Source organism: Methanoregula sp. (assembly GCF_035543475.1).
Lineage (GTDB): Archaea > Halobacteriota > Methanomicrobia > Methanomicrobiales > Methanospirillaceae > Methanoregula.
In genome coordinates, this window is record NZ_DATKKA010000023.1 from 112,460 (window position 1) to 137,266 (window position 24,807).

General features: G+C 56.5%; 28 protein-coding genes. 8 read left to right on the plus strand and 20 right to left on the minus strand.

What is annotated here, in order from left to right; all coding sequences use genetic code 11:
• The first annotated feature begins 34 nt into the window (after positions 1 to 34).
• The gene (locus VMS83_RS08040; RefSeq protein WP_325411610.1) at positions 35 to 484 is read left to right on the plus strand and encodes a bifunctional nuclease family protein; all 450 of its coding nucleotides are present in this window, start codon (positions 35 to 37) and stop codon (positions 482 to 484) included.
• Between the two features lie 32 nt (positions 485 to 516).
• On the opposite strand, the gene hisE is transcribed toward VMS83_RS08040, so the two are convergent.
• The 3 genes from hisE to VMS83_RS08055 form a co-directional block, all read right to left on the minus strand.
• Positions 517 to 828 (minus strand): phosphoribosyl-ATP diphosphatase, encoded by a 312-nt coding sequence (gene hisE / locus VMS83_RS08045; protein ID WP_325411612.1) that lies wholly within the window; start codon positions 826 to 828, stop codon positions 517 to 519.
• Positions 828 to 1,271: a NusA-like transcription termination signal-binding factor gene (locus VMS83_RS08050; RefSeq protein WP_325411614.1), complete on the minus strand. Its 444-nt coding sequence runs from the start codon at positions 1,269 to 1,271 to the stop codon at positions 828 to 830. Before VMS83_RS08050 ends, hisE begins: the two co-directional genes overlap by 1 nt.
• A gap of 161 nt (positions 1,272 to 1,432) precedes the next feature.
• Positions 1,433 to 2,146, minus strand: coding sequence for an SIMPL domain-containing protein (locus VMS83_RS08055; protein WP_325411616.1), 714 nt, complete (start codon positions 2,144 to 2,146; stop codon positions 1,433 to 1,435).
• Positions 2,147 to 2,316: 170 nt separating this feature from the next.
• Here VMS83_RS08055 and VMS83_RS08060 point away from each other — a divergent pair, with 170 nt between their 5' ends.
• The 4 genes from VMS83_RS08060 to VMS83_RS08075 all read left to right on the plus strand — a co-directional run bounded on the left by VMS83_RS08060 (position 2,317) and on the right by VMS83_RS08075 (position 5,951).
• Positions 2,317 to 3,567, plus strand: coding sequence for a 3-isopropylmalate dehydratase large subunit (locus VMS83_RS08060; RefSeq protein WP_325411618.1), 1,251 nt, complete (start codon positions 2,317 to 2,319; stop codon positions 3,565 to 3,567).
• A gap of 68 nt (positions 3,568 to 3,635) precedes the next feature.
• Entirely contained in the window at positions 3,636 to 4,133 is a 498-nt protein-coding gene (locus VMS83_RS08065) for a 3-isopropylmalate dehydratase small subunit (protein ID WP_325412003.1), read from the plus strand.
• Entirely contained in the window at positions 4,112 to 5,227 is a 1,116-nt protein-coding gene (locus VMS83_RS08070; RefSeq protein WP_325411620.1) for a 3-isopropylmalate dehydrogenase, read from the plus strand. The genes VMS83_RS08065 and VMS83_RS08070 overlap by 22 nt, the downstream gene beginning before the upstream one ends.
• A gap of 25 nt (positions 5,228 to 5,252) precedes the next feature.
• The gene (locus tag VMS83_RS08075) at positions 5,253 to 5,951 is read left to right on the plus strand and encodes a hypothetical protein (RefSeq protein ID WP_325411622.1); all 699 of its coding nucleotides are present in this window, start codon (positions 5,253 to 5,255) and stop codon (positions 5,949 to 5,951) included.
• A 12-nt stretch (positions 5,952 to 5,963) separates the two neighbouring features.
• On the opposite strand, the gene VMS83_RS08080 is transcribed toward VMS83_RS08075, so the two are convergent.
• The 17 genes from VMS83_RS08080 to cutA form a co-directional block, all read right to left on the minus strand.
• Positions 5,964 to 6,893: a PAS domain-containing protein gene (locus VMS83_RS08080; protein WP_325411624.1), complete on the minus strand. Its 930-nt coding sequence runs from the start codon at positions 6,891 to 6,893 to the stop codon at positions 5,964 to 5,966.
• 168 nt (positions 6,894 to 7,061) lie between these two features.
• A complete protein-coding gene (locus VMS83_RS08085; RefSeq protein WP_325411626.1) occupies positions 7,062 to 7,481 on the minus strand; it encodes a hypothetical protein in 420 nt (139 codons plus the stop codon).
• 118 nt (positions 7,482 to 7,599) lie between these two features.
• Positions 7,600 to 8,730, minus strand: coding sequence for a nitrogenase component 1 (locus VMS83_RS08090; protein ID WP_325411628.1), 1,131 nt, complete (start codon positions 8,728 to 8,730; stop codon positions 7,600 to 7,602).
• Complete coding sequence (locus VMS83_RS08095) at positions 8,723 to 9,763, minus strand: nitrogenase component 1 (RefSeq protein WP_325411630.1); 1,041 nt, start codon at positions 9,761 to 9,763, stop codon at positions 8,723 to 8,725. The genes VMS83_RS08090 and VMS83_RS08095 overlap by 8 nt, the downstream gene beginning before the upstream one ends.
• Positions 9,729 to 10,541, minus strand: a complete 813-nt coding sequence (cfbC, locus tag VMS83_RS08100) for a Ni-sirohydrochlorin a,c-diamide reductive cyclase ATP-dependent reductase subunit (protein ID WP_325411632.1) — start codon at positions 10,539 to 10,541, stop codon at positions 9,729 to 9,731. Before cfbC ends, VMS83_RS08095 begins: the two co-directional genes overlap by 35 nt.
• 78 nt (positions 10,542 to 10,619) lie before the next feature.
• Entirely contained in the window at positions 10,620 to 12,077 is a 1,458-nt protein-coding gene (locus VMS83_RS08105) for a TrkH family potassium uptake protein (RefSeq protein ID WP_325411634.1), read from the minus strand.
• A 72-nt stretch (positions 12,078 to 12,149) separates the two neighbouring features.
• Positions 12,150 to 12,530: a desulfoferrodoxin gene (locus tag VMS83_RS08110; RefSeq protein WP_325411636.1), complete on the minus strand. Its 381-nt coding sequence runs from the start codon at positions 12,528 to 12,530 to the stop codon at positions 12,150 to 12,152.
• Between the two features lie 18 nt (positions 12,531 to 12,548).
• The gene (locus VMS83_RS08115) at positions 12,549 to 13,733 is read right to left on the minus strand and encodes an FprA family A-type flavoprotein (protein ID WP_325412005.1); all 1,185 of its coding nucleotides are present in this window, start codon (positions 13,731 to 13,733) and stop codon (positions 12,549 to 12,551) included.
• 270 nt (positions 13,734 to 14,003) lie between these two features.
• Positions 14,004 to 14,471 carry a tryptophan-rich sensory protein gene (locus tag VMS83_RS08120; protein WP_325411638.1) on the minus strand — a complete coding sequence of 156 codons (468 nt, stop codon included), beginning with the start codon at positions 14,469 to 14,471 and terminating at the stop codon, positions 14,004 to 14,006.
• A 187-nt stretch (positions 14,472 to 14,658) separates the two neighbouring features.
• Positions 14,659 to 15,627 carry an IPT/TIG domain-containing protein gene (locus tag VMS83_RS08125; protein WP_325411640.1) on the minus strand — a complete coding sequence of 323 codons (969 nt, stop codon included), beginning with the start codon at positions 15,625 to 15,627 and terminating at the stop codon, positions 14,659 to 14,661.
• 106 nt (positions 15,628 to 15,733) lie between these two features.
• Entirely contained in the window at positions 15,734 to 16,570 is an 837-nt protein-coding gene (locus VMS83_RS08130) for a hypothetical protein (protein ID WP_325411642.1), read from the minus strand.
• Between the two features lie 77 nt (positions 16,571 to 16,647).
• Positions 16,648 to 17,496 carry a thiamine pyrophosphate-dependent enzyme gene (locus VMS83_RS08135; protein ID WP_325411644.1) on the minus strand — a complete coding sequence of 283 codons (849 nt, stop codon included), beginning with the start codon at positions 17,494 to 17,496 and terminating at the stop codon, positions 16,648 to 16,650.
• Positions 17,493 to 19,151, minus strand: a complete 1,659-nt coding sequence (locus VMS83_RS08140) for a 2-oxoacid:acceptor oxidoreductase subunit alpha (RefSeq protein WP_325411646.1) — start codon at positions 19,149 to 19,151, stop codon at positions 17,493 to 17,495. Before VMS83_RS08140 ends, VMS83_RS08135 begins: the two co-directional genes overlap by 4 nt.
• Before the next feature lie 92 nt (positions 19,152 to 19,243).
• Entirely contained in the window at positions 19,244 to 19,633 is a 390-nt protein-coding gene (locus tag VMS83_RS08145; protein WP_325411648.1) for a response regulator, read from the minus strand.
• Positions 19,634 to 19,745: 112 nt separating this feature from the next.
• Positions 19,746 to 20,039, minus strand: coding sequence for a DUF1894 domain-containing protein (locus tag VMS83_RS08150; protein ID WP_325411650.1), 294 nt, complete (start codon positions 20,037 to 20,039; stop codon positions 19,746 to 19,748).
• Entirely contained in the window at positions 20,027 to 20,518 is a 492-nt protein-coding gene (locus tag VMS83_RS08155) for a DUF1890 domain-containing protein (protein WP_325411652.1), read from the minus strand. The genes VMS83_RS08150 and VMS83_RS08155 overlap by 13 nt, the downstream gene beginning before the upstream one ends.
• 64 nt (positions 20,519 to 20,582) lie before the next feature.
• On the minus strand, positions 20,583 to 20,927 hold the full coding sequence (gene cutA, locus VMS83_RS08160; protein WP_325411654.1) for a divalent-cation tolerance protein CutA: 345 nt from the start codon (positions 20,925 to 20,927) through the stop codon (positions 20,583 to 20,585).
• A 117-nt stretch (positions 20,928 to 21,044) separates the two neighbouring features.
• Here cutA and VMS83_RS08165 point away from each other — a divergent pair, with 117 nt between their 5' ends.
• From VMS83_RS08165 to VMS83_RS08175, 3 genes are read left to right on the plus strand one after another with little or no spacing between them, the layout of a single operon-like run.
• Positions 21,045 to 22,193, plus strand: coding sequence for an LL-diaminopimelate aminotransferase (locus tag VMS83_RS08165; RefSeq protein ID WP_325411656.1), 1,149 nt, complete (start codon positions 21,045 to 21,047; stop codon positions 22,191 to 22,193).
• A complete protein-coding gene (lysA, locus tag VMS83_RS08170; protein ID WP_325411658.1) occupies positions 22,190 to 23,482 on the plus strand; it encodes a diaminopimelate decarboxylase in 1,293 nt (430 codons plus the stop codon). The genes VMS83_RS08165 and lysA overlap by 4 nt, the downstream gene beginning before the upstream one ends.
• Before the next feature lie 11 nt (positions 23,483 to 23,493).
• Positions 23,494 to 24,792, plus strand: coding sequence for a nucleic acid-binding protein (locus VMS83_RS08175; RefSeq protein ID WP_325411660.1), 1,299 nt, complete (start codon positions 23,494 to 23,496; stop codon positions 24,790 to 24,792).
• Positions 24,793 to 24,807: the final 15 nt, after the last annotated feature.

Here is a 24,807-nt window from a genome sequence, read left to right on the forward strand (position 1 = left end):
CTTATCATACACCGGGGCGTTCTCTTCACCAGACATGCAGCAGGTCAGGTGCGGGGTCCGGGGTGTTTTTGTGGCCATGAACGATACGGCTACCATACCGGCCGTGGTGCTGGCCGATGACGCCGGCCGGTTAATGCCGATTTACGTGGGCCTCTGGGAGGCGGTTTCCATCAGCAGTGCCCAGAACAAGGAGGTCCCGCCCCGCCCGTTCACCCATGACCTCTTTCTCGATCTGATGGGGAAGTACGCAATCTCGGTGGACCGGCTCGAGATCGACAGTGTCGAGGACGGGGTGTATTATGCGCACCTGGTGCTGGTCTCGGATGGCCGCACCGAATCCCTTGACTGCCGGCCCAGCGACGGGATAGCGGTTGCCCTGCGCGCCGGTGCCCCAGTCCTCGTGGAGGAGGGGCTGCTTGCCGCCGCAGGACAGAACGAGAGTATGGCCTCTATGGTAGATCTCTCGGTATTTCTCCAGAAATAGGATATCTGCCCCGATCCTGACGGGGCAGCGTATTACTTTCGCCGGTGCTCCAGCTCGCGGATGACCTCTTCGAGATCAACGTCTGCCGCCCGGAGTGCGACCAGGATATGGAAGAGGAGATCGGCTGCCTCTTCCGTGGTGCGCTCCGGCACCCCGTTTTTTACGGCAAGGATGAACTCGGTGGACTCCTCGCCCACCTTCTCGAGCACCTTGTCGATCCCTTTGACGTCCCGCAACAGCCGGCTCGTGTAGGACTTTTCGTCAGGGTGTGCTGCCCGCTCGCAGATGACCTCCCAGAGATCCCGGATCACCCGGGGATCGACGCCACTTTCTTTTTCTGCCATTAAGCACTCTCCTGGGGGAGAAGGACTTCCCCGATTTCAAGGCCACAGAAACGCCGGCAGAGGATGCGCGCCTTCTCGATATTGCAGCCGGCCTTCCCGATTGCTATCCCGAGGTCGCTCTTCTTGTTCACGAGAACATTTACCGGGCTGTCATCCGCGCTGCGTTCGATCCCGACGACTTCGGCGGGCTTGAAGATGTTCGCGATAAAGAGCGCCGGGTCCTCGGCATACTCGACCATCTCGATGCGCCGCCCCAGCACGTTCTGGAGCCTCTTGATGTTGTCCCCCTTCTTTCCGATTGCAAGGCCCATGTCACCCTGCCGGATCACGTAGATCACCCGGTCGAACCGGTCATCGATGACGCAGTCAAGCGCAGTCGCCCGGGTAAGGATCCTCAGCTCTTCAATATACCTTCTTTCCTTAAAGCCGATATTGCGCTCCATATGAAAATCAATCCTATTGTATCCGCAGTTTTTCCGGTATTCGATGCTTGGATATATGCCGGGCCGTAAGGCCCGATACATTGTTTGCGGGATTATGAAATAATCACACGCTGCGCAGGTAAAAAAGTTTGGAAAAAGAGCTGGGGGATCCTGCCAGGGGATCAGTCTATCGTGTAAATGACGGTTACCTGGGCTGTGACCGTGATATCCCCGGACTGGACCGGTGTCGGAACTGCTGCCTTTCCTGCGGCAAGCGTTGTGGTATCGTAATTGCTGTAGACCACGGGGGTATATCCCTGGCTGATGTCTGCTGATTGTGTCCCGGTGATAGAGACATTGAGGGCGGCAGCAACGGCACTGGCATCGGCCCTCGCGTTTGCAACTGCCTTTGCAAGCGCCTGGCTCCGGAGCGCCTGGGCCTGCTCATCGGAGAGCATGAACTGGATGGAGTTTACCTGGTTTGCCCCGGCACTGACCGCGGTATCGATGACCTGCCCGGTTACGCTGGTGTCCTTGAGCGTGACCTGGAGGGTGTTTGTTACCTGGTAGGACGTGGCCGGACCTGAAAGGATGCCATTGGTGTCCTGCTGGGTAACCGGCGTAATCGTGTACCCGGTGGTCTTCATCTGGTCACGGGGAACGCCCGCTGCAGCAAGCGCGTCCATCACGTTGTTCATCGCAAGGGCATTGTTTGCCTGTGCGATCCTGACATCTGCATTCTGGGTCTGGACGGCAAAACTGATCTGTACCCGGTCGGGTGTACCCGTAACCGTACCGCTGCCGCTGACCGAGATCACATGGTCTGCGCTGGTGTCAGCTGCAGCCACACAACCGATCATTGCCAGGGTAAAGAGTACCAGGACGAATATCGCCAAACGTGCTTTTTGCATGGTTTATCAGGCCAATACTTGGAGACCGGAATGATTAAAGATTGCTTTAACTGCGAAATTATTCGTAATTATCACAAAATATCGCGCTAAACACCCCGGATTGTCCTGCCCCAAACTACATGTGCCGGCAGCGCACATGGTACAGGCGATAGTGCATGGGATCAACAATCGTTGAGAAGATCTTCTCACGGAAATGCGGCAGCGATATAAGGGCAGGCGAAGTGGTCATGACCCCCATTGACGGGGCCATGATCCACGACATTACCGGCCCGCTTGCCATCCAGAAGTTCTTTGAGATGGGTGGGAAGAACGTTTTCGATCCAAAGCGTGTGATTATGCTCTTCGACCACCAGATCCCGGCAGATTCGCTTGAAGCGGCCAAGATCCACCAGTACATGCGGAATTTTGCCGCAGAACAGGGCATCCACAACTATGATATCAACGAGGGGGTCTGCCACCAGGTGGTATTGGAGAAGGGACGGGCGGCGCCCGGCGAGATCGTGGTCGGGGCCGACTCGCATACCTGCATGTACGGTGCAGTCGGGGCATTCGCAACGGGCATCGGTTCTACCGATATGGGTTTTGCGCTCAAGTTCGGCGCCCTCTACTTCAAGGTGCCGGAGACGATCCGGGCTGAGGTTTCGGGAAAATTTTCGAAGCGTGTCGGGGCAAAGGACCTGATCCTTGCGATTGCCGCCGATATCGGGGCCGACGGGGCGACCTACCAGGCGATTGAGTTCACCGGTAAAACCATGGCAAAGATGGATATGCCAGGGAGGATGACCTGTTGCAACATGGCCATCGAGATGGGCGCTAAAGCCGGGATCGTTCCCCCGGACAAGGTGACCTGGGACTACATGAAAGGACGGCGGAAGGTAAAGCCGTTCGATCTCGCGAGCGACGAGGATGCAAAGTTTGCGGAGAAGCGATCGTATGATGTCTCGGACCTTGAGCCGCAGGTAGCCGTCCCCCATAACGTAGACCAGGGGGTGCCGGTAGGGAAGGTCGAAGGAACGCACATCGACCAGGTCTTCATCGGCTCGTGCACGAACGGGCGGTACGAGGATCTTGCTGAAGCCGCGGAGGTACTGGGCAAGAAGAAGTTCGACCCGAAGGTCCGGGTACTGGTCATCCCCGCGTCCCGGGACGAGTACCTCAAGGCGCTTGAAAACGGTCTTGTGGAGAGGTTTGTAAAGGCGGGTGCCCTTGTCGAAGCACCCTGCTGCGGGCCCTGCATGGGCGGATCGTTTGGCCTGATAGCACCGGGCGAGGTTTCGCTCTCCACATCGAACCGGAATTTCAAGGGCCGGCAGGGCAGCACCGAGGGCAAGGTGTACCTCTGTTCGCCGGCAACGGCAGCGGCGAGTGCGATCCGAGGCGTGATCACCGATCCGCGTGAGGTGTGAGCATGGCAGAAAAGACGATCTCAACGGCAAAAACCACGGAAGCCGGCCTTGTCTCCCGGGGTAAGGGCGTGCGGGTCTGGAAATTCGGGGACAATATCGATACCGATGCCATCATCCCGGGCCGGTTTTTGACTATCAATAATCCCGACGAACTGGCAAAACATGCCTTTGAAGGCACACGGGATGAGTATGCAAAGAAGGTAAAGGAAGGCGATGTCGTGGTCGGCGGGAAGAACTTCGGGTGCGGCTCCTCGCGCGAACATGCGCCGCTCGCCCTTCTGGGCGGAGGCGTAAACGTGGTACTGGCGCAGTCGTTTGCCCGGATCTTCTTCCGGAATGCCATCAATGTCGGCGTCCTGCCGGTGGTCTGTCCCGATACCGACAAGATCGCGGACGGCGCAAAGATCGTGCTCGATCTCAGGAAAGGATACGTGGAAGCCGAAGGAAAGAGACTGGCCATTGAGCCGGTGCCCCCCTTCATGCAGGGGATCATCGATGCGGGCGGTCTTGTGGAGTACGCAAAGAACCTCAGGGAGGTGCCGGTATGTACAAAGTCGCGGCGATAGGCGGGGACGGGATCGGCCCGGAGATCGTTACCGAAGGAAAAAAGGTGCTTGAGGCCGCAGGAGAGCGGTATAATTTTGATATTGAATGGACGGATTTCGATATCGGGGCAGACCGGTACCTTGCCACAAAGAAGCTCCTTACTGAAGAGGATCTCCAGGATCTCAAAAAGTTCAAGGCGATCTATTTCGGTGCCATCGGCGATCCCCGGATCCCGCCGGGTATTCTCGAGATGGGGATCCTCCTTGCCCTCCGGTTCTCGTTCGACCAGTACGTGAACCTGCGGCCGATCCGGTTACTTGCCGGCGTCGAGACGCCGCTCGCCGGCAAGACCTCGAAGGACATCGACTTCGTGGTAGTGCGGGAGAATACCGAAGATTTCTATGTCGGGATCGGGTCACGCTTTAAGAAGCACCAGAAGACCCGGCTTGAGGTCGTCCGGGAAATCTATCACGTGAAGTTTGGTCTTGATGTCGAGACCGATGCTGAAGAACTGGCCTACCAGATCGGGGTTATTACCCGGGAAGGGGCACGCCGGGTCCAGACCTATGCCTTTGATCTGGCCATGCAGCGCCGCAGGAAGCTCACCTCGGTGGACAAGGCAAACGTGCTCTCGGATGTGTATGGTCTCTGGCGGGACGTGTTCACCGAAACGGCAAAGAAGTACCCGGAGGTGGCTACAGATTTCAACTTCGTCGATGCAGTTACGATGTGGTTTGTGAAGAACCCCGAGTGGTTCGATGTTGTGGTTACACCCAACATGTTTGGTGACATTATCACCGATCTCGGCGCCATGATCCAGGGCGGTCTCGGCCTTGCCCCGGGCGGGAACATCAACCCGAAAGGCACCTCCATGTTCGAGCCGATCCACGGGTCGGCACCGAAATACAAGGGCATGGATGTGGCAAACCCGATAGCGACCATCTGGGCCGGTTCACTCCTGCTCGATCACCTGGGAGAGCACAAGGCGGCAGCGGCGATTGTCAGCGGAATCGAACAGAGTATCCGGGACGGTGTCGTGACCAAGGATCTCGGCGGATCAGCGGGGACAAAAAAAGCCGGCAGCTACATTGCGGACTGCGTCCGCCGCAGCTGAGCCGGCAGCTGTTTTTTTCCTTTTTATGCCCTCCGGTACTTCTCCGTTCCTGATCGATACACTCCTTGCCGGAATCCAATCCTCCCGCAGACAACCTGCCTGTGTCGGGATCGATCTTACCGGATCCGAACGCAGGGCCTCGGGCATCTGCGTGCTTCAGGACCGGGAAGCACGGTTGTCGCTGGTCCGGACCGATGATGAGATCCTCAGATCTGTCGATGCTGCCGCTATCGGTCTGATCTCTGTTGATTCATCCCTCGGTCTCCCGGCTGGCAGGTGCTGCGCAGAGGATACCTGCGCCTGCCGGCAGTACGGGATCATGCGGGAATGCGAGCGGATCCTCCGGAAGCGCGGGATACGGGTATATCCCACCCTGATCAGGAGTATGCAGAACCTGACGGTGAGGGGGATACGTCTTGCCGGGATCCTCCGGGAACAGGGATACGAGGTGATCGAAAGTTATCCGGGAGCAACGCAGGATCTGTTACAGATCCCCCGGAAAAAGACCGATGTTGCCCGGCTCAGAACGGGCCTTGCAGGAACCGGCATCCGCATCTCTGCCGGCGGCGGGCGGGTGACGCATGATGAGCTCGACGCCTTGACCTCGGCACTGGGGGGATATTTTTACCTTGCCGGCTGGTATGAGGCGATCGGGAATGCGGCAGAAGGCTGCCTGATCCTTCCCGATATGAAACGGGTCCCGCAAGTTCAGGTAAACGGTTAAAAATAGAACGTGCTAACGGAGATTATCCGGGATATCCAGCGGGAGATCGCTTTCCTCATCAGTTTGCCGGGGAGACAGGATTGATTTGAGGGATGCAAACGGCCCTCCCCTGGCCTCTCCCTCCTGGACATTGTCTTTTGGTTTCCCGCTCCCGTAGTTCTTTAAGAGGATCTCTGCCTCGATAAGCCCCTCTTCAACTTTTTTCTTCTCGGTCACATCGACCATGTACCCGGCGATAGCAACGGTCTTCTGGTTCTTTACTACCGGAATCTCATTTACTTCTACCCAGACCTTTGTCTCATCTCTGCCATAAAACTCAAGGCGGTACGGGGGTTCGCGCCTGCCGGAGGCGATCGCCCTGAGTGTCCTCTCCAGTCCTTTTGCATTGAGGGGGTTGTCGGTCAGGTAATCGGTCCACAACCGTTTTCCTGAGCGCGGGGATACCCCGAGAAGAGCCCGGATCCGGGGACTGACATAATAAAGGGTATGATCCGCACTGTGCGTATAGTACAGCTGCTTTCCGCTTTCGAGAAGGAGCATCAGTTCTTCATCGCGTTTCCGCATGGCCCGGTGCTCCTTGTGCCACCGTGTAATGTCGTGCCCGGTAGCGACAATTGCAGTTACCTCTCCTTTACCATTGGTAATGGATCGCGCTGACCAGCTGATGCATCGCTGGCCCCGGGGTGTGGAGATCCATTGTTCCACCTGGCAGGCATAGGGGGGCCGGAAGAGTTTGGTCAGCTGGGTAGCCAGTGCATCGGAATACCGCTGGTCGGTGGCAGGCATGAAGACACTGCCCACCAGATCCTCCTTTGTTTTCCCCAGTGTCTCACAGTAGGCTTTGTTGACAAACTGGAGTTTTCCTTCAGGACTGAACTTGACCAGCATATCCTGCTGATGTTCCACAAGCTCCCTGTACGAGGGATCATCGCAGGTATCCATTCGGTGACTCCATTTCGGTAAAGGGAGGAACCGGGGGTGTTCCCGGCTCCCGCATCTTTCAGTACACGTTTCCCTGCAGGACTATTAATGTTGTACACCCTCTACCGCAAAGGCAGCAGGGTGATCTCCGGCAGAGAAAATGAGGGAATAAAAAAAAGTGTGTGGAGATCAGACCAGCGCGCTGATCTGCTGCTGGCCGGTAAGCCTCTTGTCTTTCCACGCGGCTGAAGCGGGCTGTTCGGGGATCCGGGCGACGGTCGCATGGCGCTCCCTGCCGTAGATGGCCGCACGGAGGGCACCCAGCGAGACCGTGAAGCTCCCGGCGTCGAAGAGTTCGAGGTTGAGGGCCTTACCGGATGCCGATACCTGGGCAAGCCCGCAGGTCGTACCCAGGAAATCGTTCCACTCCCGGACAAGGGCCTCTATCTGGATGACCACCTGCCGCCCGGATATCCCTTTTGCCAGGTCCGCAAACCGGATCGCGTAGCGTGCCCCCATGATATGCAGCTCCACGACTTCCTGGAGCCTGCCGTCATGGTCGATTGCCCTGCATCCTGTTCGCCGGATATATCCTGCCTTCTGCATCATACACGACCACCTTCTGTCGTAATAATGCGTCTTTACCCTCGGGTATATAACCCGGGGCCGTGCGCGGGGTGAAAGTGATCAGGATACGGGAGCAGGCCGTGGCCGGCCCAGGCGCTGGTCAGGCTGTCCGGTCCATGCAGGCGTTCAGGACTTCTTCGATAAAAGAGAGCATCCCGGCTGTACCCGCGAGGGAATGGAAGGAAAGCCGGACTTTCCCCCGGAGAGGCGGAATGATCCCCACAAAGGGCCGGTCGGGAACCAGGGATCGCTCGAACGAGGATCCGATCACGAGATCCGGCGCAGCATCTGCGATCGTGCGGCTGACCTCTTCAAGCCCTGCCAGTTTCTCAACCCGGTACTGCCTTTCTGGTTGTTCCGGCAGATTGTTGCGGGTCCCCACCACCAGAATTTCCGTGTCGAGATACCGTTCCAGGGTATCTGCCGCAAAGAGGGCGTACGCGGCACCGGCAAAGACTGCAACGCCCGGCGGATCGTACCGGCGCAGGAACTTATCGCAGGCATGAATCGCCCGCTCTTCCTGCCGGTCCAGTTCTTTCAGGACCGGATCAACATCAGCACTGTCCATAATATCGGCAAGACGGGAGAACGTTGAGCGGAGTGCCGGGATACCGAGGGTGCCACCAAGAGAGGATCCGACACCGGATCCAAAATCCCCGTTCGTGCCGATAGTCAGCGGAGATGCATGACCGGCCATCCCGGCCCGGTCACAGGAGAAAACTGTCCCTACGGTAATGCCGGCACGGTGCAGCAGCCGGGTAACCTCATGGAGGTTTCCCTCGTAAAAGGGATCCGAGAGTGATATGCCATCGATGTTCACCCCCCGTTGTTCCGTGCTGACTGCCGGGGTGAGCGCAGCAAGGGCCGCCCGGTAACCGGCTTCCAGTTCCCCGGCAAACCCCGGGCTGTCCACAACGATGATCTCCTCATCATCTACCATCGAGCGGATGTCCTCCCCCAGAGCAGAAGGAACACAGGTGGTGATGACAGCAATCCTGCCGCCTTTGCCGGAGAGATTGGCAATCACCTCGCGCAGCCGGTCTCCTGATCCGAAGATCACTTCATTTTCGAGGATAAAGGTGCCGTGAAGGGGTGCATGGAGAAGGGTGGCCGGGTAGTAGTAGCACCCGCTTGACCCGTGGATCACAACGGATATCCCCTCGAATCCTGCAAGACATGCAGCAGCCCCGGTCATCGCGCAGGGCCACAGCGGTGTTGTGCATTCAGGCATGGATCGCACGCCTCCAGCGGTGAAGCATCCGGCGCACGCCGGCGGTTCCAACCGGCGGGGTGAGAGGGACAGGAACGGGGCGCCCGGATGGCGTGATAGCGAGGCGGAGGGCTTCGGCCATATCCTGTGCCACCCTGCTCCCCTCCGGATCACTGAGCGACGGAGAAAAGGAGATGCCGGCGCCTGCAATATCCGCAAAGTCGTCGAAGATCTCTTTACGGAATGCCTGCTCCGCATCTATTGCAGGCCGGGGATCGATACCGCAGGTATTCGCTGCGGACTCGAGAAATGCGATGGGACCGGAGATCCCTAACGGAAATCCCGGAATGTAGGGTGTCCCGAAGCGCTCCCTAAGATATTCTCCCACCGGTACGAGGGCAGGATCGCGGAGCACGTTGAGCCTTGCTTCACCCAGCGATGCGATCTGTCCGACCGTGCTGTCGTGGACAAAACGGATATTCACGGAGAGGCCCAGAAGGGAAAGCAGTCGGGAGACTTCAGCGAAGTTCTCGTCAACCTCGTATTCGAGGTTCATTTCTCCGATGATGTTTACCTTCCCGTTTTGCGGGGCCAGCTCTGCCATCCCGGCAAGGGATATAAGTGCGTTATTAACGCCGGTCTGGAAGGATCCTCCCAGGAACCCTGCAGTCGGAACCACGATAACCGGCACCCCGGCCTTTGAACCGCAGACCCTCCCGACATCATCGCCAATGGTTTCGGTAATACAGGTCGAGAGGACAAAAATTGCCGCGGGATCGCGTTCAATCACCTGATCAAGCGTCCGGTCAAGTGCCCCTTCTCCCCCGAAAACCACGTCGGTCTCCGAAATTGCGGTCGAGACCAGGGGTGGAAGCGTGATCCGGTCGTTGTCGAGACTGGTTGCGTGCAGGAGAGAGAAATTGTGATGAGTACACCCGGCGGGGCCGTGGATTATGGTAATCGCATCGCGGACATGAGTGGTCACCGAGAGTGCCCCGGTAAGGGTGCAGCCTGCGGATCTACATAAAGTCGATGGCGAGGGTCTCAAGCTCATCAATCCCGAGAGGGGTTGGGATGGTAAACCGGGTGTTTTCCATCACGTGTGCAGCCAGATCCCGGTACACCTTTGCCTGCGCTGACGCGGGTTCGTATTCGATCACGGTTTTGCGATTCAGCTCGGCAAGCTGCACCGTGCGGTCCCGGGGAATAAACTGGACAAGATGGCTGTTGACCCGGTGGGCGAATTCTGCCACCAGTTCTTCCTCCCGTGGCTGGTTCTTCGCATTGCAGATCACACCGGCAAGCCGGCACATGCTCCGGGGCCGGGCGCTCAGTCGCTGGATGGCTTTGCAGATGTTGTTTGCTGCGTACAGCGACATCAGCTCCCCGGAGGTGACGAGATATACTTCCTGCGCATAGCCTTCACGCATGGGCATGGCAAACCCGCCGCAGACCACGTCGCCCAGTACATCGTAGACGATCACATCCCCCGAAAGTGTACCGAATTTTTCCAGCAGCTGGAAGGTGGCGATGATACCCCGCCCGGCGCAGCCGACACCCGGTTCCGGCCCTCCCGCCTCAACACAGCGGACCCCATTAAACCCGGTATAAACCACATCGGTGGGCGTCACCGATTCTGCACCCCGCTCCCGTACCAGATCCATGACCGTCGGTATCAACCGCCCCTGCATCAGCATCCGGGTACTGTCTCGCTTGGGATCGCAGCCGATCTGGAGAACAGTATGCCCTGCTAGCGAGAGGGCTGCGGAAAGGTTGGCTGATGTCGTGGATTTTCCAATGCCGCCTTTTCCGTACAGGGCGATCTGCTTCATTATCGTACTATAGGCCGGCAGTTTATATTAGATCTTCTGAAGTTAACAAAAGTAGAATTGTGTTTGAGGGCCTTTGCCCTAATCAGAACCCCGGAGAAGTGCCATAAACAGGACCAGGACCGGGATCACCTCGAGCCTGCCCAGCCACATCACAATAATAAAGACCCACTTCGAGACAAGCGGCATGCCCGGGGTGACATAACCTGTACTGATACCACATGTGGAGAACGCGGACGTGACATCAAAGAGAATCCCATTGATGGGAGATGCCATCTGCTGGAACTGAAGGACGATGATAGCGGCAATAAAGATAACGACAACCGAGAGGATGATCACGAGCATGGTCTTTGCCGTTTCAAGTTCAGCCGTTGCCCGCGGGATGACCCTCCCTTCGCTCCTGAAGGGGATTAACACCTTGCCGCTGACAAAGAGCCGACGGAACCACCAGACCAGCGCACGCAACCCCAGCATCACCCGGTTTAATTTGATGCCGCCGGCTGAGCTGCCGGATGTACCCCCGATAAAGACGAGCATCATCAGGAAAAAGAGCGTAACGCTGGCCCATGTCTGGAGATCGACAATCTGGAAACCTGTCGTTGTCAGGGCAGAAACGGTCATGAAAACCCCTTGGAAGAGGGCAGAGCCGATGTTCAGGTTATTAAAATAGACCAGATCGTAGGTAAGGACTGCAGTCCCAAGGGCGGTAACAACCAGGAAGAGCTTGACCTGCTCGTCGCCGAACAGGCTCCAGCGGCGGTTCTCCCCAATCAGGTAGTACAGGCGGAACGGCAATGCCCCGGCGATCATGAGCGGGATGAGCAGCACTTCCAAAAAGATGTTGTTATACGAGAGAATGCCCCCATCGTGCGGGACAAATCCCCCGGTGGAGATCGTGGTAAGCGCAAGGTTGACCGAGTCCCAGAGGGAGAGCCCGGTAAAGAGGATAAGACCGATCGCGAGAAAGGTCAGGAGCCCGTAAATCTTCCAGATTGCCCTCCCTTTTGAGAGGATGCTGGGCATAAGAGGTTCATCGCGGCTTTCGGTACGATAGATCTTTCCCTGGAAAAGCCCGGTACTGCTTGCAAGTGCTATCACAAAAGCAATCGTACCAATCCCTCCCATCCACTGCATAAAAGAACGCCAGAAAAGCAGGGTATGTGGGGCTGTGTCAAGGGAGGGCATCAGGGTAAATGCGGTCCCGGTCCATCCGGCCATCCCTTCAAAGAGTGCATCGGTAAAGCCCATATGAGCGCCAAGGAGGAACGGGATGCCGGACACCATAGCGCAGGTAAACCAGAAGAGGGCGACCGAGCAAAGCGTGGTTGAGAGCCGGTTTTCGCGTTCGTTTCTGGGCAGACGTTTTAACAAAATGCCCAGGGAAAAGAACAGGGCCGGTACTGCAGCCATGGGGAAAAACAGCCCCCACTCTGAGAAGAGCAGGGTAACTACCAGGGGGAGCGCTGTAAGGGGGGCGATAAAAAAGAAGATTGACCCGAGGTCCGCCACAATGGTGGAGAGATACAGAAGCCGGCGCATTACCTAGCTGATTGTCACTGGAGATCTATGAGCGTTTGCCTGGAGAAAAGATCCGTAAAAGAAGGAAAAGGGTTATGCTTTATTGGTCCAGAGTCCGTGGACGCTGCAAAATTCCCGCGCCTTCACATTGGTGTCGCTGATCGGGAACTCCGCTTCGGGTTTCTCCCCGGGCTTGAGCCACGTGATGTGTGCCTGGTCACCGGAGCGTACTTCGACCCACTGGATGTAGTGCTTCTCTTCCATCGGGTGAGGAATGGATCCGACTTTCACCAGAATTCCCTTCGCGGTCTTCTCGATCACCGGCACATGTTTCTCCTTGCCCTGGTCCGCGGTCTTTTCCAGCTGGAGGGCCATCGGTTTCCCGCAGCACACCATGGTACCACCGGAAGCCCCGACAACCATCACGGTATTCCCACAGACTTCGCACTTGTAGATCTCGAAGAGTTTTGTCATGTCTGTCGCTCCTTTCACTTACACGATGTTAATCTCTTTATGCTTCTTTAAGATTTCGTCAGCCAGCCGGTCGAGATCCTGCATGGCAGACTCGCCGGGCTCGCCGGTAACCATGACCGGGGGAAGCAGATCCACCTTGACATGATCCAGCATCTTTGTGATCGTCTCCACGCTCTTGCCCCCCCATCCATAGGATCCGATGACTGTGGCAAACCGGGTCTTTGGTCGCAGGGCATTTGCAAGGTACGTCGCGGAGACAACGGACGGGTGGGGGCCAAAAAGGACGGTCGGGGTGGCAATCACCAGCGTAGCTGCATCCACCAGGGCAAGAGCGAGTTCCCCGACATCAGTCCGGGTGAGGTTGAAGGGTTTTACCGTAATCCCCCGGGCGATGAGAGCACCGGTGAGGTGATCAACCATCTTTGCAGTACTTCCATGCATGGAGATGTACGGGATAACTACCTCGTTTTTAACAGCATCCGATACCCAGTCTGCATAGGCATCAAGGATAAACTGCGGGTTTTTGTTGACCGGCCCGTGGCTGGGCGCTATCATAACCGGTGAAAGTGCCCTGACCTTCTCTACGTAGCCTTTGATGCTTCCCCTGAACGGCATCATGATCTCCGCGTAATACCGTTTTGCTGAACGGTATGCCCATGCCTCATCCGTGATGAACAGATCACTGGTTGCGGCATGGAAACCGAACAGATCGCAGGAAAAGAGGATCCTGTCCTCGACAAGGAAGGTGACTTGGGTCTCGGGCCAGTGTGTCCATGGCGTAAGGAAGAACCGGAGTGTCCGATCCCCCAGCGACAAGGTCTCACCGTCAGAGATCACCAGGAAGCGATCCTGCGGGATATGGAGCAGGCTGATGAGGAGATCCCGGCACTTTGCATTCGTGACCACCCGGGCGTCCGGGTAGAACTCCAGGATCATCGGGAGCGATCCCGAATGATCCTGTTCAGCATGGTTGATTATGATATAATCAATGCACTCCACTCCCGCTTTTACCAGGTTTGAGATAAGATCGTATTCCTTGGAAGGATCGACGGTCTCGACCAGGGAGGTCTTTTCGCTGCCACGGATAAGGTAGGCATTATAGCTCGTGCCCTCCGGCAACGGGATCAATTCATCAAATATCCGCCGGTCAAAATCGAATGCCCCGACGGAATACACACCATTTACGAGTTCACGGGAGACCATCATACTCACCAGGATTCATGTTCTTATTCAAAGGGTAATTTGCAACAGACAGAGCCGCCCTGTCTGGTCCTGCCGACAGACAGGGCCGTATCATGGCAGGCGGATCCTGCTCTGCCGGAAACAACGCATTTTTTGAGATGATGGGAATGGCATATGGCGTCTCCAGCCCCCTCCCAAAAAGGACGTTTCGGTGCGGACAGGTAAAATGTAGCGTATTGGAAGGAATAACCGTTTCGATAAGGAACATTCCACGGTCACCGTGTGGTCGCATCAGGGTATAATTCCCCACACGGGAAGGCCGGCATTCAGCTCGACTATCTGCAGGTTGGCGTAGCAGATGATCAGGAGCAGGATCAGGCAGGGGATAATAAAGAATGCGGCGTTTACCGCGGAGCGCAGGATTTGGGCAAGCGTACAGAGCGTGACGGCAATGACCATTACCATCACGATAAACGCAAAGAAGACTGACTGTAGGTAAAAGAATGATACAAACCAGAGCATGAGGAGCGTCAGGGTGAACAGGAAGAGCTGGAATGCGGCCTGGACCTCGCTGCGACCGAGCCCGGCATTCCATATAGAATAAAGTGTCAGGCCCAGAAGACAGAAGAGGATAATGATTCCATAAAAGGAAATAAGATCAGACGGAAGAAAATCCGGTTTTTTCAGGCCGGAGTACCATCCGGGAATAGAGGTGGTGAAGAGATAAAGAGCCACATAGCTGGGAATAAGGCACGCCACAAGAGACGCGACAATTCTTCCGTAATGATGTTCTCTTTTCATTCTGCTCTCTGGAAGTACTCTCTCCCCGGCACGCTTATAAAGGTTACCAATTTTTCAGAATCGCGGACATTTTGACTCAAAGAAATAAAAAGGGCAAAGTAACCCCCCTTTTCTTTAACGCTCTTACTATTTGTCTGCTAAAAAATTATGATGTGGCGTTGTTGATCGTAAACGCCGAATTCATCGTACCTGTCGTACCATCGGAGGTGATAACTTCTATCCCATATACGCCGGGAGTTGCCGAACTGGGCAATACAAGACTGCAGCTGATCTTTGTATCTGCGGAGGCTGATGGGCTTGTACAGGGAATCTCTGTTGATCCACTTGAAGAAACCAGATTTACCAATTGTACATTAGTGAATGTCTGTCCATTCAATGTCATCGTGTATGTTTGCCCGGGAGAGCCACTTGTGGGACTAATACTGCTGATGGTTGGTGAAGCTACACCTATGGTAACCGCACTATTCAGTAATGCCGATCTTCCATCAGGATTAACGACCTGAACATTCGCCGGGCCCGCATTCATGCTGGCCAGATTAAAGGTGCCGGTGATCTGGGTAGAGGTTACCGAAACACCTGATGCAGCAATCGGCTGGAGGCCTGGCTGAACCAGACGGAGTGAAGCCCCGTTCTGGAAGTTGCTCCCCGTGACAGTAACGGAAAGACTACTCCCGATTGCACCGGTAGTTGGGGAGACCGCACTTATTATCGGCCCGTTTCCTGAAAGCGTGGTCTGGACGGTGGTGGGAACAGTCGGGGTCGCATAGGTGACCGAGGCTACGGAAACCTGGGTAACCAATACCTGATACAATTTTTCCACATCCATTTTCGTGTCCTGTAGTGATGCGCCGGTAACCTGGCTCCAGGTTCCATCGGAATTTTTCTGGACAAGAACACGGTTGTACAGGTTATTGGTGGAATCGTATGATGTGATAAGCCAGAATGACGAGGATGCGTTATTCGTAATGATATCCCCGGCCGTATATTTTGCCGCGGGGGGCGTGGTGACCTTTGCGATCGTCGTCGTTGAACTCTGGCTCGAACAGCCGGCAAAGAGCACGCACAATACAAGAATCAGACCCAGCATGAGTCCGTAAGATGATTTTACGGTCATAGCATAGCGTTCTGCACACGGACGGATAATAATTTTGTCTCAAGGAACCGTTTTCCGCTGCCTCTTCACATCATCAGGAGGCAAGGAGTTGCCATAAGAAAACCGTTTATTTTTGCGGGATCTGAATTGTGGTATAATGCCGGGAGAAATGCCAGTGAACTCCTACAAGTACCATAACAACTGCAAACCCGCACAGAACAACGACGGGGTTGACCGGGGTCAGATATGCCGGATCAATGTGGGTATTGAATAAGATCACAAGACCGAAAGTGACCACAATAATGGTTGCATAGACATCGCGGACGGCAAAGAAAAAGAACGCAGATATGCAGCCGCTTACGAATAAACCGATAAAAACTTCACGTAAATTCAGGTCTGTAAACAGGGTCGAGAGAGAAAGTGCAAAGATAAGCGCTGTGATGAGAATCCCGGCAAGTACCGATACTGTCACACCTTCGCTGCGGACATATGCCTGGATATGTGTTCCGACCATCGCCCAGCAGATCATCACTGCAGCGGTAGCTGTTGGGAGGAAGAGCAGGAAAAGAGAGCCCCCCTCAAGAAGCCAGTCAGATAACCTTCCCGGTATCCCGGTGAACACAAGGAACAGGTAACACGCAAGAGCTGTGAGGCCGACGGCGATAAGGGTCCTTCGGGATGATCGGAACCCTATCTGGAACATATTGACCGCACCGGAGAGAAACGCCGCCCGTATCCGTACGAAGGGGACAATAATCCCCACAAGAATCGCAGAGAGTGCAGAATAGAGAACAAGATCGAAAAGATTGACTTTCCAGAAAAGGCGGGTTGTTCCGGCCAAGAGATAATTTTCCACCGCCCAGATAAGGACGATCACGAGTGGTACGAGGACCAGGGAGATCCAGGAGGGATTCCGGGCTCCCTGTGGGGATTCATCTGCGGTGCACGTGTTGGTCTCGTCCATGATCTCCCCCCCATCGTATTTTCGGTACCGGATTCTGTCAGATCAGATCTTCCGCTGGCATCCTGCAGGGATAATCGTCACTTTGCGGCCTCAAAAAGGTCACGGATGCGGTGAGCTCGTTCATCTGGTGTGAGGTTTTGGACAAAAAGACGCTCGTCAAACGTGGGGAATGATTTCTCGTAGAATACCCCAAGGGCGATGGGCGCGTCGCGGTTATAGTCCCACTCCCGCGCTTTTGCACACGCCATCCCGAAGTCGCCGGTATCGTGCCCGGAGAGATCATAGACCCGTGACTGGTAATATTCCGTCATGTTAAAGAAACTCGCGCAGATCTGGAGGATATCGATGAAGGCAAAACCGTGGTGGGCGATCCCCTGCCGGATCAGCTGTGCCAGCTGCGGTATTTTCTTTGTATAGCCCCGCGCGATATAGGTTGCGCCGCTTGCAAGCATCAGTTCCAGTGGATTGAACGGGTACTCGGCAGTTCCGGCAGGTGTAGACTTCCCCTTAAAACCGAGCGGTGATGTGGGAGTGTATTGTCCGGTGGTAAGGCCATAGACGCGGTTGTTATGGACGATCATCGTGATATCGATGTTTCTCTTTGCAGCAAAGATCAGGTGGTCAAGCCCCTCGGCATACGCATCGCCGTCCCCGGCACAGCAGATCACGGTGAGGTCCGGGTTTGCAAGTTTCAGGCCTGTTGCCACCGGGATTGTCCGCCCGTGCAGGGTGTACACGGTATTGATGTTGAGATAATCGGCTATCTTTGCGTGGCAGCCGATACCGGAAACGAGCACCACGTTGTCAAGGGAACTGCCCTCCTTTTCCCTCACAGCGAGGATATCCTTGAGTGTGTGTTGGATCGAGAAGTTGCCGCATCCCGGGCACCAGGTGTTCTGCGCCGGGGTGATCAGGTTCCGGGTCATGACGTGAGCACCTCCTGGACTTTTACCAGCAGTTCGGCAGGAGTAAACGGCCGGCCGTCATATCTGAGAAGTGTCGCCTGAGTAGTGACTCCCTGTTCATGGACGAGGGCCGCAAGCTGGCCGGTCGCATTTTCCTCTACCGCAATCAGCCGGTCTATGCCACGGCACGCATCAGAAAACTGCTCTTTTGGGAAGGGTGAGAGCACGACCGGCTGGATAACGCGGAGGCCCAGCTGGCCAGCCACTTCATCACAGGCATTGCGGACCGAACCCCAGCAAAGGAGCGCGGTAGCAGCCCCGGGTGATCCCCGGACATTGACACAGGGATACCGTTTGAGATCTTCTCTGAGATGGGTCTCCTTCCTTTTGCGCTTTTCGGCCATCCCGGTAACGAATCCTGCGTCTTCTGTGGTAATTCCATCCTCGTCGTGAGCATAGCTGTTCACTTTGACAATGGAATCTTTCCTGCTGGGGAATGCAAGTGGTGAGATACCGTCAGCGGTGTTGAGGTACCTCCGGTAGGTCCCTTCGCCATCCCAGAGCACCGGGGCCGCAGAGGGGAGTTCCCTGAGCTGGTTATTATCAACGCTGTACGTGCCTTCTGAAAGGGTCTTATCGGTCAGTACAAATCCCGGGATCTGGTATCTCCAGGAGAGGTGGAGTATTGCCGTTGACCAGAGATATGCCTCCCCGGCATCGGCAGGTGCCACCACGAGACGGGGAAATTCCCCCTGCCCCGCGTGAAGTACGAACCGGAGATCTGCCTGGCCGGTATAGGTCGGGAGGCCGGTAGACGGTCCTGTCCGCTGGGAGACCACGATCACAATAGGAATCTCGGCCATCCCGGCAAACGAGAGCCCCTCGGTCATCAGGCAGAATCCGCCGCCCGATGTGCCGACCGCGGTTTTTGCCCCGGCAACTGCACTTCCCAGCCCCATCAGCATAACTGCAATCTCATTCTCCGGGTGGATCACCCGGATCCCAAGCCGTTCCGCGTTCCCGGCAAGGAAATGGAGCAGGGTGGACGATGGTGTCATCGGGTACGCAATATATGCATCCAGACCGCCGGCCGCAAGGCCAAGCCCGATGGCCTCGTTCCCGGTGAGCAGGCTGTGAGCAGTTCCCGGGATCGGGGGAACTGATCGCACAGACTGTACTTCGTCATATGCCCGTTTGGCAACGCGGATGTTCTCATCTGCTGCCTTGGGCAAATGCCGGCGGAAAACCTCCCCGACCACCTCCCAGGGAATCCCCGCAGATTTTGCAAAAGCCCCGATCATGGCCGAGTTCCCGGTGATTGGCGGCGCGGACTCTTCTTTCAGGATAGCATTGACCGAGAGGGTCTGGCCTTTTTGTAAGGATTTTACCAGATCAGCATTTGCCACGACCGTGCAATCAGTACACTGGGGGAGATGCTGAGTAACGGTTTCCTGGTTAAGCGCGATCAGATAATCGATATGGTTGTTGTACGCACCGACGGGTTCGTCCGCTGCGCGGATAAGGGCAAAATTATGCCCCCCTCGGATCAGTGAGGGATAATCGGTATACATATAGACAAAATAGCCAAGATGGTTGAAGAGCTGGGCAACCATCATTCCGGCATTACTGATGCCATCGCCAGCCCTGCCCCCCACAAGCACGGATAGATCCTTCATAAAGAGACCCTTAACATTGTGGTGCTTTGGGGAACGGTATATAGGTTGGGATAGAGTCTATTCTTTCGATGGACAAGTGTCCAAAAAAAGGGTTAGTTTTTCCGGATCATCTCTTCCAGCAGCGTTTTCATCTCATTAATACGATAGGGCTTGGTAAGCCTGCCGGAAAAACCATAATCTGCATAATCCTGCATGACCGGATCATTGGTGTATCCGCTCGACACTACGGCTTTTACATTGGGATCGTAGCTGCGGAGCTTCTCTATGGTCTCCCGGCCCCCCATCCCCTCGGGTATAGTGAGATCGATGATAACGAGATCAAACGGCTGGCCGGCTTCTTTCCCCTGTTTGTACAGTTCTATTGCTGCCCCTCCCTCTTTTGCAAAGGCAGCGTCGTACCCGAGAAACCGGAGCACCTCCCGGGATACATCAAGAATGATCTCTTCATCATCCACCAGGAGTACTTTTCCTTTACCGGCCATGCCCAATCCCTCTTGATTTATACTTCACGCAGGCGTACTATATAATTTCCCCCGTGAGGATGATTACGGGAATCCCTTGCGGCCGCGTTTATTTGATCCTACCCTGCTTCGGTTATATATCCGGTAACTTGCCCTTTTTTAAGGCCCGGAGACGGGCTGCCTCAACGCCATCTTCCACCCTTAATAAAAAGGTCCCGTGGCAGGGCTTGGTGTACGGGAATATCACGAAGTTACCTTCGAGACCGACTGCGATCGGGGGGACACCGATGGTATGGACATCGAAGATCTTGAAGCCCGGCTGAACATCGATCGATTCCGGGAAATGGCTTTTGATATACTCCCGGCACTCCTTGAACGAGGCGTCCCGCAGGATAATCTCGTAGTTAAGAGCCTCTACGCAGCCCATGTCGGTGCCACCTCGTCAATTACTTTCTTTAAGGGCATGGGGTTGTGCACGGCCTTTGCGGCAATCTTTGTGCAGGGGAAGGTGATCTGGGCTGCCATCTCCTCCCAGTGCTCGCCATAGATCACCGGGAAGATTTTTGCTTTCGAGATCGCTGCCATGGTTGCGGCATAGCTCACTCCGGCATCGTTATGGATAAAGACAAAGCAGAGGTCAAAATCCCGTTTCTTCTCGGATATCTGGGCGACCGCACGGTCAAGGTCCGTCACCTCTTTCAGGTAATGCCGTTTCGGGTCAGCAAGCACAAGGAGGGTGATTGCCGCCTTGTTCCCGGCAATGGTCGGGGCAATGCCGGCCCCGGACAGCTTGTCCACCAGGTACAGCGCAACGCTCGTCTGCACCGGGACCTGCGGGCAGCCAAGGACAAGAACTGCGGTCTTCTTTGTTTGCGGCGCCTCTCCCGTGATATCGTTTCCTGCCATACTTACCTGTACAGCAATGTTCCGGGGGACAAAAAACCTTCGCCTCGTGGCCATGCCGTCCTTGTTACGGCTGATCTGTCTCCCCGTATACCCAGTCGAGGTACGGTGCATGGCCCGTGATGACCGGTAGTGCGATAATCTCCGGGACCTCGTAGGGGTGATCCACCTTCACCGCAGCAATGGTGGCCTGCACGAGGCTTTTTCGTGTTTTAATGATGAGCAGGTCTTCGCTGTCCTCGCAGGACTCCCCTTTCCAGCGGTAGAGGGAACGCACCGGCATGATGCTGACGCAGGCGACAAGGTGTTTTGCCAGCAGGCTCTTTGCGAGCGTCTCCGACTGCGATGGCGGTGCGGTCACGTACAGGACGCAGATCTCCTTCTCCCTCTTCTTTCCAGGTCCGGTCTCCATGGGAGTGGTGTTGGCTGTTCCCGGCAGATAAGGGTATATGACCCGGGCTCGCAAATTGTCAGTTTCTTCCGTGAGAGTTACTTTCTAGTATCGCCCGATCCAATGATAGGTACACGTATGTACTCAGCACGCATGAGCAATCTCCCGCCGTACCTTTTTGCACGGATTGACGAGATGAAAGCAGAGCAGCAGAAAAAAGGCGTGGACATCATTGATCTGGGTGTCGGCGACCCGGATCTCCCCACCCCTCCCCATATCGTAGAAGCTCTCTGCACTGCCGCACGCGACCCGAAAAACCACCACTATCCCTCGTATGCCGGCATGCCCGCCTACCGCGAGGCTGTTGCCGGATGGTACCACAAGCGGTTCGGCGTTACGCTCGATGCGTCAAAGGAGACCCTTGCCCTGATGGGTTCCAAGGACGGGATCACTCATATCGGCGAGGCGTTTGTGAACCCGGGCGACTACGTGCTCGCCCCGAGCCCCGGCTACCCGGGGTACTCGACCGGCACCCTCTTTTCAGAAGGGAAAGTCCACGAGATGCCCCTGTTACGGCAGAATAATTTCCTCCCGATCCTTGATGATATCCCGGAAAAGGTCGTGCGCTCTGCAAAGCTCATGTTCATCAACTATCCAAACAACCCGACGGCTGCCATCGCCCCGCTCTCGTTTTATAAAGAGGTCGTGGACTTTGCCGCGGACCATCACATTGTCGTTGTCTCGGACAACCCGTACTCCGAGGTTGCTTTCGATGGCTACAAGGCACCCTCATTCCTGGAGGCAAAAGATGCGATGGAGGTCGGGATCGAGATGCACTCGCTCTCGAAGACCTACAACATGACCGGCTGGCGTATCGGGATGGCGGTCGGGAATGCGGAGATCCTCTCTGGCCTTGGCCGGGTCAAGACCAATGTCGACTCCGGGGTCTTCAACGCCGTCCAGTACGCGGCAATTGCCGCCCTTTCGGGTCCCCAGGATTGCGTGAAGGAGGCCTGTAATATCTACCAGGAACGCCGCGACGTACTGGTCTCGGGGCTCCGCGAACTCGGCTTTGACGTTCCGGCACCGAAGGCGACCTTTTATGTCTGGATGCCGGTGAAAGACTGCATGTCCTTTGCGGCAAAACTCCTGAATGAAGCCGGCATCGTTGTCACGCCGGGTGTTGGCTTTGGCTCCGCGGGAGAGGGCTATGTCCGGTTTGCTATCACCCGGCCGGTGGAACGGATACGTGAAGCCATCGAACGGATGCGGAGGCTCTCTCTGTGAAACTGCCGCCCCACCTCACGGTCAAAGGAGGGCACCTCTTTATCGGGAGTCAGGACTGTGTTGCCCTTACCGAAAAATATGGCACCCCGCTCTATGTGACCAGCGAGGACCGGATCTGTGAGCACTTTACGGCATATCATGCCGCACTTTCCAAAAGATACGGGAAGGTGCAGGTCCTCTTTGCGGCAAAGGCAAACGGCAACCTTGCCGTGATGAGGGCGCTTGCCCGTCTCGGAGCCGGGGCAGACGTCTTTTCCGCAGGCGAGCTTGCCCTTGCCCTCGAGGCTGGCATGCCGGCGTCTAAACTGCTCTTTAACGGCAGCTCAAAGACACCTGCTGACCTCGCCCTTGCGGTCAAGCAAGGTGTGAAGGTCTCGCTTGATTCCCTCGACGAGCTCCATCAGCTTGACGTGATTGCTGCAAAGGCGGGAAAAGTCGCGGAGATCTCGTTCCGGGTCAACCCAGCCCTTGAAGTCCCGACCCACCCGAAGATTGCGACCGGCCTCAAAACGAGCAAGTTCGGGATCCCGCACGAGCAGATCCCTGCCGCATACAAAGAGGCGCTTGCCTGCAGAAACGTAAAACCCGTCGGGATCCACTGCCATATCGGTTCGCAGATCCTTGATGTCGTGCCATTTGCAAAGGCGGCAGAGGTGATGGTCAGGATCGCAAAGGAGCTCTCCGATATGGGTGTGAAACTGGAGTTCCTCGATCTCGGTGGGGGCCTTGGCATCCCGTACCACCACGACACGGACCCGGCACCGACACCGGAGGACTACGCGGATGCCGTGATGCCGGTCTTTCTTGAGGGGATCAAAAAGGCGGGCATCACCCCTACGCTTTGGATCGAGCCGGGCCGGTTCCTTGTTGCCGACTCGACCGTGCTTCTCACCCGGGTCAATTCGACCAAGACTGCCCACAAGAGATTCGCAAACGTTGACGCCGGTTTCAACCTCCTCGTCCGGCCCGCGATGTACGACTCCTACCACGAAGTTGTTGTCGCTAACCGTGCGGACGCCCCGCTTGATGCCGAGTACACTGTGACCGGGCCGATCTGCGAGACCGGGGACATCCTTGCTGCCGACCGGAAGCTGCCGGAGCTTGCGGCGGGAGACCTTATCGCGGTGCTGGACGCCGGTGCGTACGGCTATGCGATGTCCTCGCAGTACAACGGCCGGCCCCGCTGCCCTGAAGTGCTTGTCCATGGGAAGGACGAGGCGCTCATGCGGCGCGCCGAGACGCTTGCCGACCTGACCGGCACCATGGTGCGGCCTCCCTGGCAGCGGTAGGGAGCGAAATCGTGGTTCTCTTCCACTATGCGCTGGTCGATGACCTCATCAGCCAGGAAGAGTTCGAACGGCGCGTAGAGCAGAAGATCGAGGAATGCGGAGATCTTCTCGATGAGCCGACTGCGGCAATGCTTGTGGTCGGTGCACTCGGGCGCCAGCATGTCAAGGTCCGTGAGCTCTCCGGGAAATCCAGCCTTTTTTGTTTCTTTGCAAAAGTCATCGGAAAGACCGAACCCAAGGAGTTCGACCGGAAGGACGGCGAAAAAGGCTGGGTCGCAACGCTCCTTGTAGGTGACGAGACCGGCACCACCCGCGTTGTGCTCTGGGATGAACGGGCAGGAGCGGTTGTCGAGATCGCTGTCGGCGACGTGCTGGAAGTGATCGGAAGGCACCCGGCAAACAGCACGAAAGAGATCTATGCCCTTGCCCTCAGAAAAGCTACCTGTGAGATCACCTGCACGGCAACGGCAGGAAACGGCCTTTCAATGGAGCCTGTCGATCTCGATGTTGTTGTGATCGGTGCAGAGAAGCCCCGGAGTTTCTCCCGCCGGGATGGGACGACCGGGGAACTGATGGAGTGTCTCATCGGTGATGCCCGGGGGACTGCCCGGCTCGTGTCATGGTCCCCGAACCTCCTCCTGGGCATACCGCCGGGAAGCACTATCCACATTACCGGGGCAAAGCCCGACCGCCGTGCGGAAGGTAGGGCCTACAGCATTGACGAAACGAGCACGGTGAGTCTCTCGGACACACCCGTGACCGTACCTTTTACCCCGCTCGGGTCAGTCGCGGATACCGGGCAGTACTCTGTCACCGGCGAGGTAAAGGTTGCACAGGAACCCCGTTCGTTCACCACAAAGGCCGGCAACCCGTCATGGGTGAAAAACATCCGTATCTGTGACGGGACCGAAGAGCTTGCGGTTGTGCTCTGGGGGGACCTCGCACTCCAGCCGGTCCGTCCCGGTGACCGGGTCGAGATCTTCCACGGTTCAGCCCGGGCCGGGCGCTTTGGCGGGATCGAGCTTGGTGTGGGTAGGGGAGGTCTCCTCCGGTTGCCGCAGGAGGAGCGGAAGGAGATCGCCTTTACCGGAACGATCATCCCCGGGAACGGGGGTACCTTTATCGACAACGGGAACGAGCGGTACCTCATCGAGGGCGAATACCCGGCCGGCGCTGAGATTGCAGTTGTTGGGATGCTTGCCGGCAGCCGTATTATCCCAGAGACGGCAGTGCCGGCCGAGAAGGACCCGCAGGAGGTGGCAGGGCGCCTTGCCGCCCTGCTTGCACGGCTGGAGGCACCCCTCACCTGACCCCCCTACACTTTC

Coding starts and splice junctions, on each gene's coding strand:
- VMS83_RS08110 (WP_325411636.1), bottom strand. CDS start 12,530: ATGACAAAACTCTTCGAGATCTACAAGTGCGAAGTCTGTGGGAATACC.
- VMS83_RS08090 (WP_325411628.1), bottom strand. CDS start 8,730: ATGCCTGAATGCACAACACCGCTGTGGCCCTGCGCGATGACCGGGGCT.
- VMS83_RS08040 (WP_325411610.1), top strand. CDS start 35: ATGCAGCAGGTCAGGTGCGGGGTCCGGGGTGTTTTTGTGGCCATGAAC.
- VMS83_RS08140 (WP_325411646.1), bottom strand. CDS start 19,151: ATGAAGGATCTATCCGTGCTTGTGGGGGGCAGGGCTGGCGATGGCATC.
- hisE (WP_325411612.1), bottom strand. CDS start 828: ATGGCAGAAAAAGAAAGTGGCGTCGATCCCCGGGTGATCCGGGATCTC.
- VMS83_RS08125 (WP_325411640.1), bottom strand. CDS start 15,627: ATGACCGTAAAATCATCTTACGGACTCATGCTGGGTCTGATTCTTGTA.
- VMS83_RS08130 (WP_325411642.1), bottom strand. CDS start 16,570: ATGGACGAGACCAACACGTGCACCGCAGATGAATCCCCACAGGGAGCC.
- cfbC (WP_325411632.1), bottom strand. CDS start 10,541: ATGAAGCAGATCGCCCTGTACGGAAAAGGCGGCATTGGAAAATCCACG.
- VMS83_RS08070 (WP_325411620.1), top strand. CDS start 4,112: ATGTACAAAGTCGCGGCGATAGGCGGGGACGGGATCGGCCCGGAGATC.
- VMS83_RS08095 (WP_325411630.1), bottom strand. CDS start 9,763: ATGAGCTTGAGACCCTCGCCATCGACTTTATGTAGATCCGCAGGCTGC.
- VMS83_RS08085 (WP_325411626.1), bottom strand. CDS start 7,481: ATGATGCAGAAGGCAGGATATATCCGGCGAACAGGATGCAGGGCAATC.
- VMS83_RS08155 (WP_325411652.1), bottom strand. CDS start 20,518: ATGGCAGGAAACGATATCACGGGAGAGGCGCCGCAAACAAAGAAGACC.
- VMS83_RS08105 (WP_325411634.1), bottom strand. CDS start 12,077: ATGCGCCGGCTTCTGTATCTCTCCACCATTGTGGCGGACCTCGGGTCA.
- VMS83_RS08050 (WP_325411614.1), bottom strand. CDS start 1,271: ATGGAGCGCAATATCGGCTTTAAGGAAAGAAGGTATATTGAAGAGCTG.
- VMS83_RS08075 (WP_325411622.1), top strand. CDS start 5,253: ATGCCCTCCGGTACTTCTCCGTTCCTGATCGATACACTCCTTGCCGGA.
- VMS83_RS08135 (WP_325411644.1), bottom strand. CDS start 17,496: ATGACCCGGAACCTGATCACCCCGGCGCAGAACACCTGGTGCCCGGGA.
- cutA (WP_325411654.1), bottom strand. CDS start 20,927: ATGGAGACCGGACCTGGAAAGAAGAGGGAGAAGGAGATCTGCGTCCTG.
- VMS83_RS08150 (WP_325411650.1), bottom strand. CDS start 20,039: ATGGGCTGCGTAGAGGCTCTTAACTACGAGATTATCCTGCGGGACGCC.
- VMS83_RS08060 (WP_325411618.1), top strand. CDS start 2,317: ATGGGATCAACAATCGTTGAGAAGATCTTCTCACGGAAATGCGGCAGC.
- VMS83_RS08115 (WP_325412005.1), bottom strand. CDS start 13,733: ATGGTCTCCCGTGAACTCGTAAATGGTGTGTATTCCGTCGGGGCATTC.
- VMS83_RS08145 (WP_325411648.1), bottom strand. CDS start 19,633: ATGGCCGGTAAAGGAAAAGTACTCCTGGTGGATGATGAAGAGATCATT.
- VMS83_RS08165 (WP_325411656.1), top strand. CDS start 21,045: ATGTACTCAGCACGCATGAGCAATCTCCCGCCGTACCTTTTTGCACGG.
- VMS83_RS08080 (WP_325411624.1), bottom strand. CDS start 6,893: ATGGATACCTGCGATGATCCCTCGTACAGGGAGCTTGTGGAACATCAG.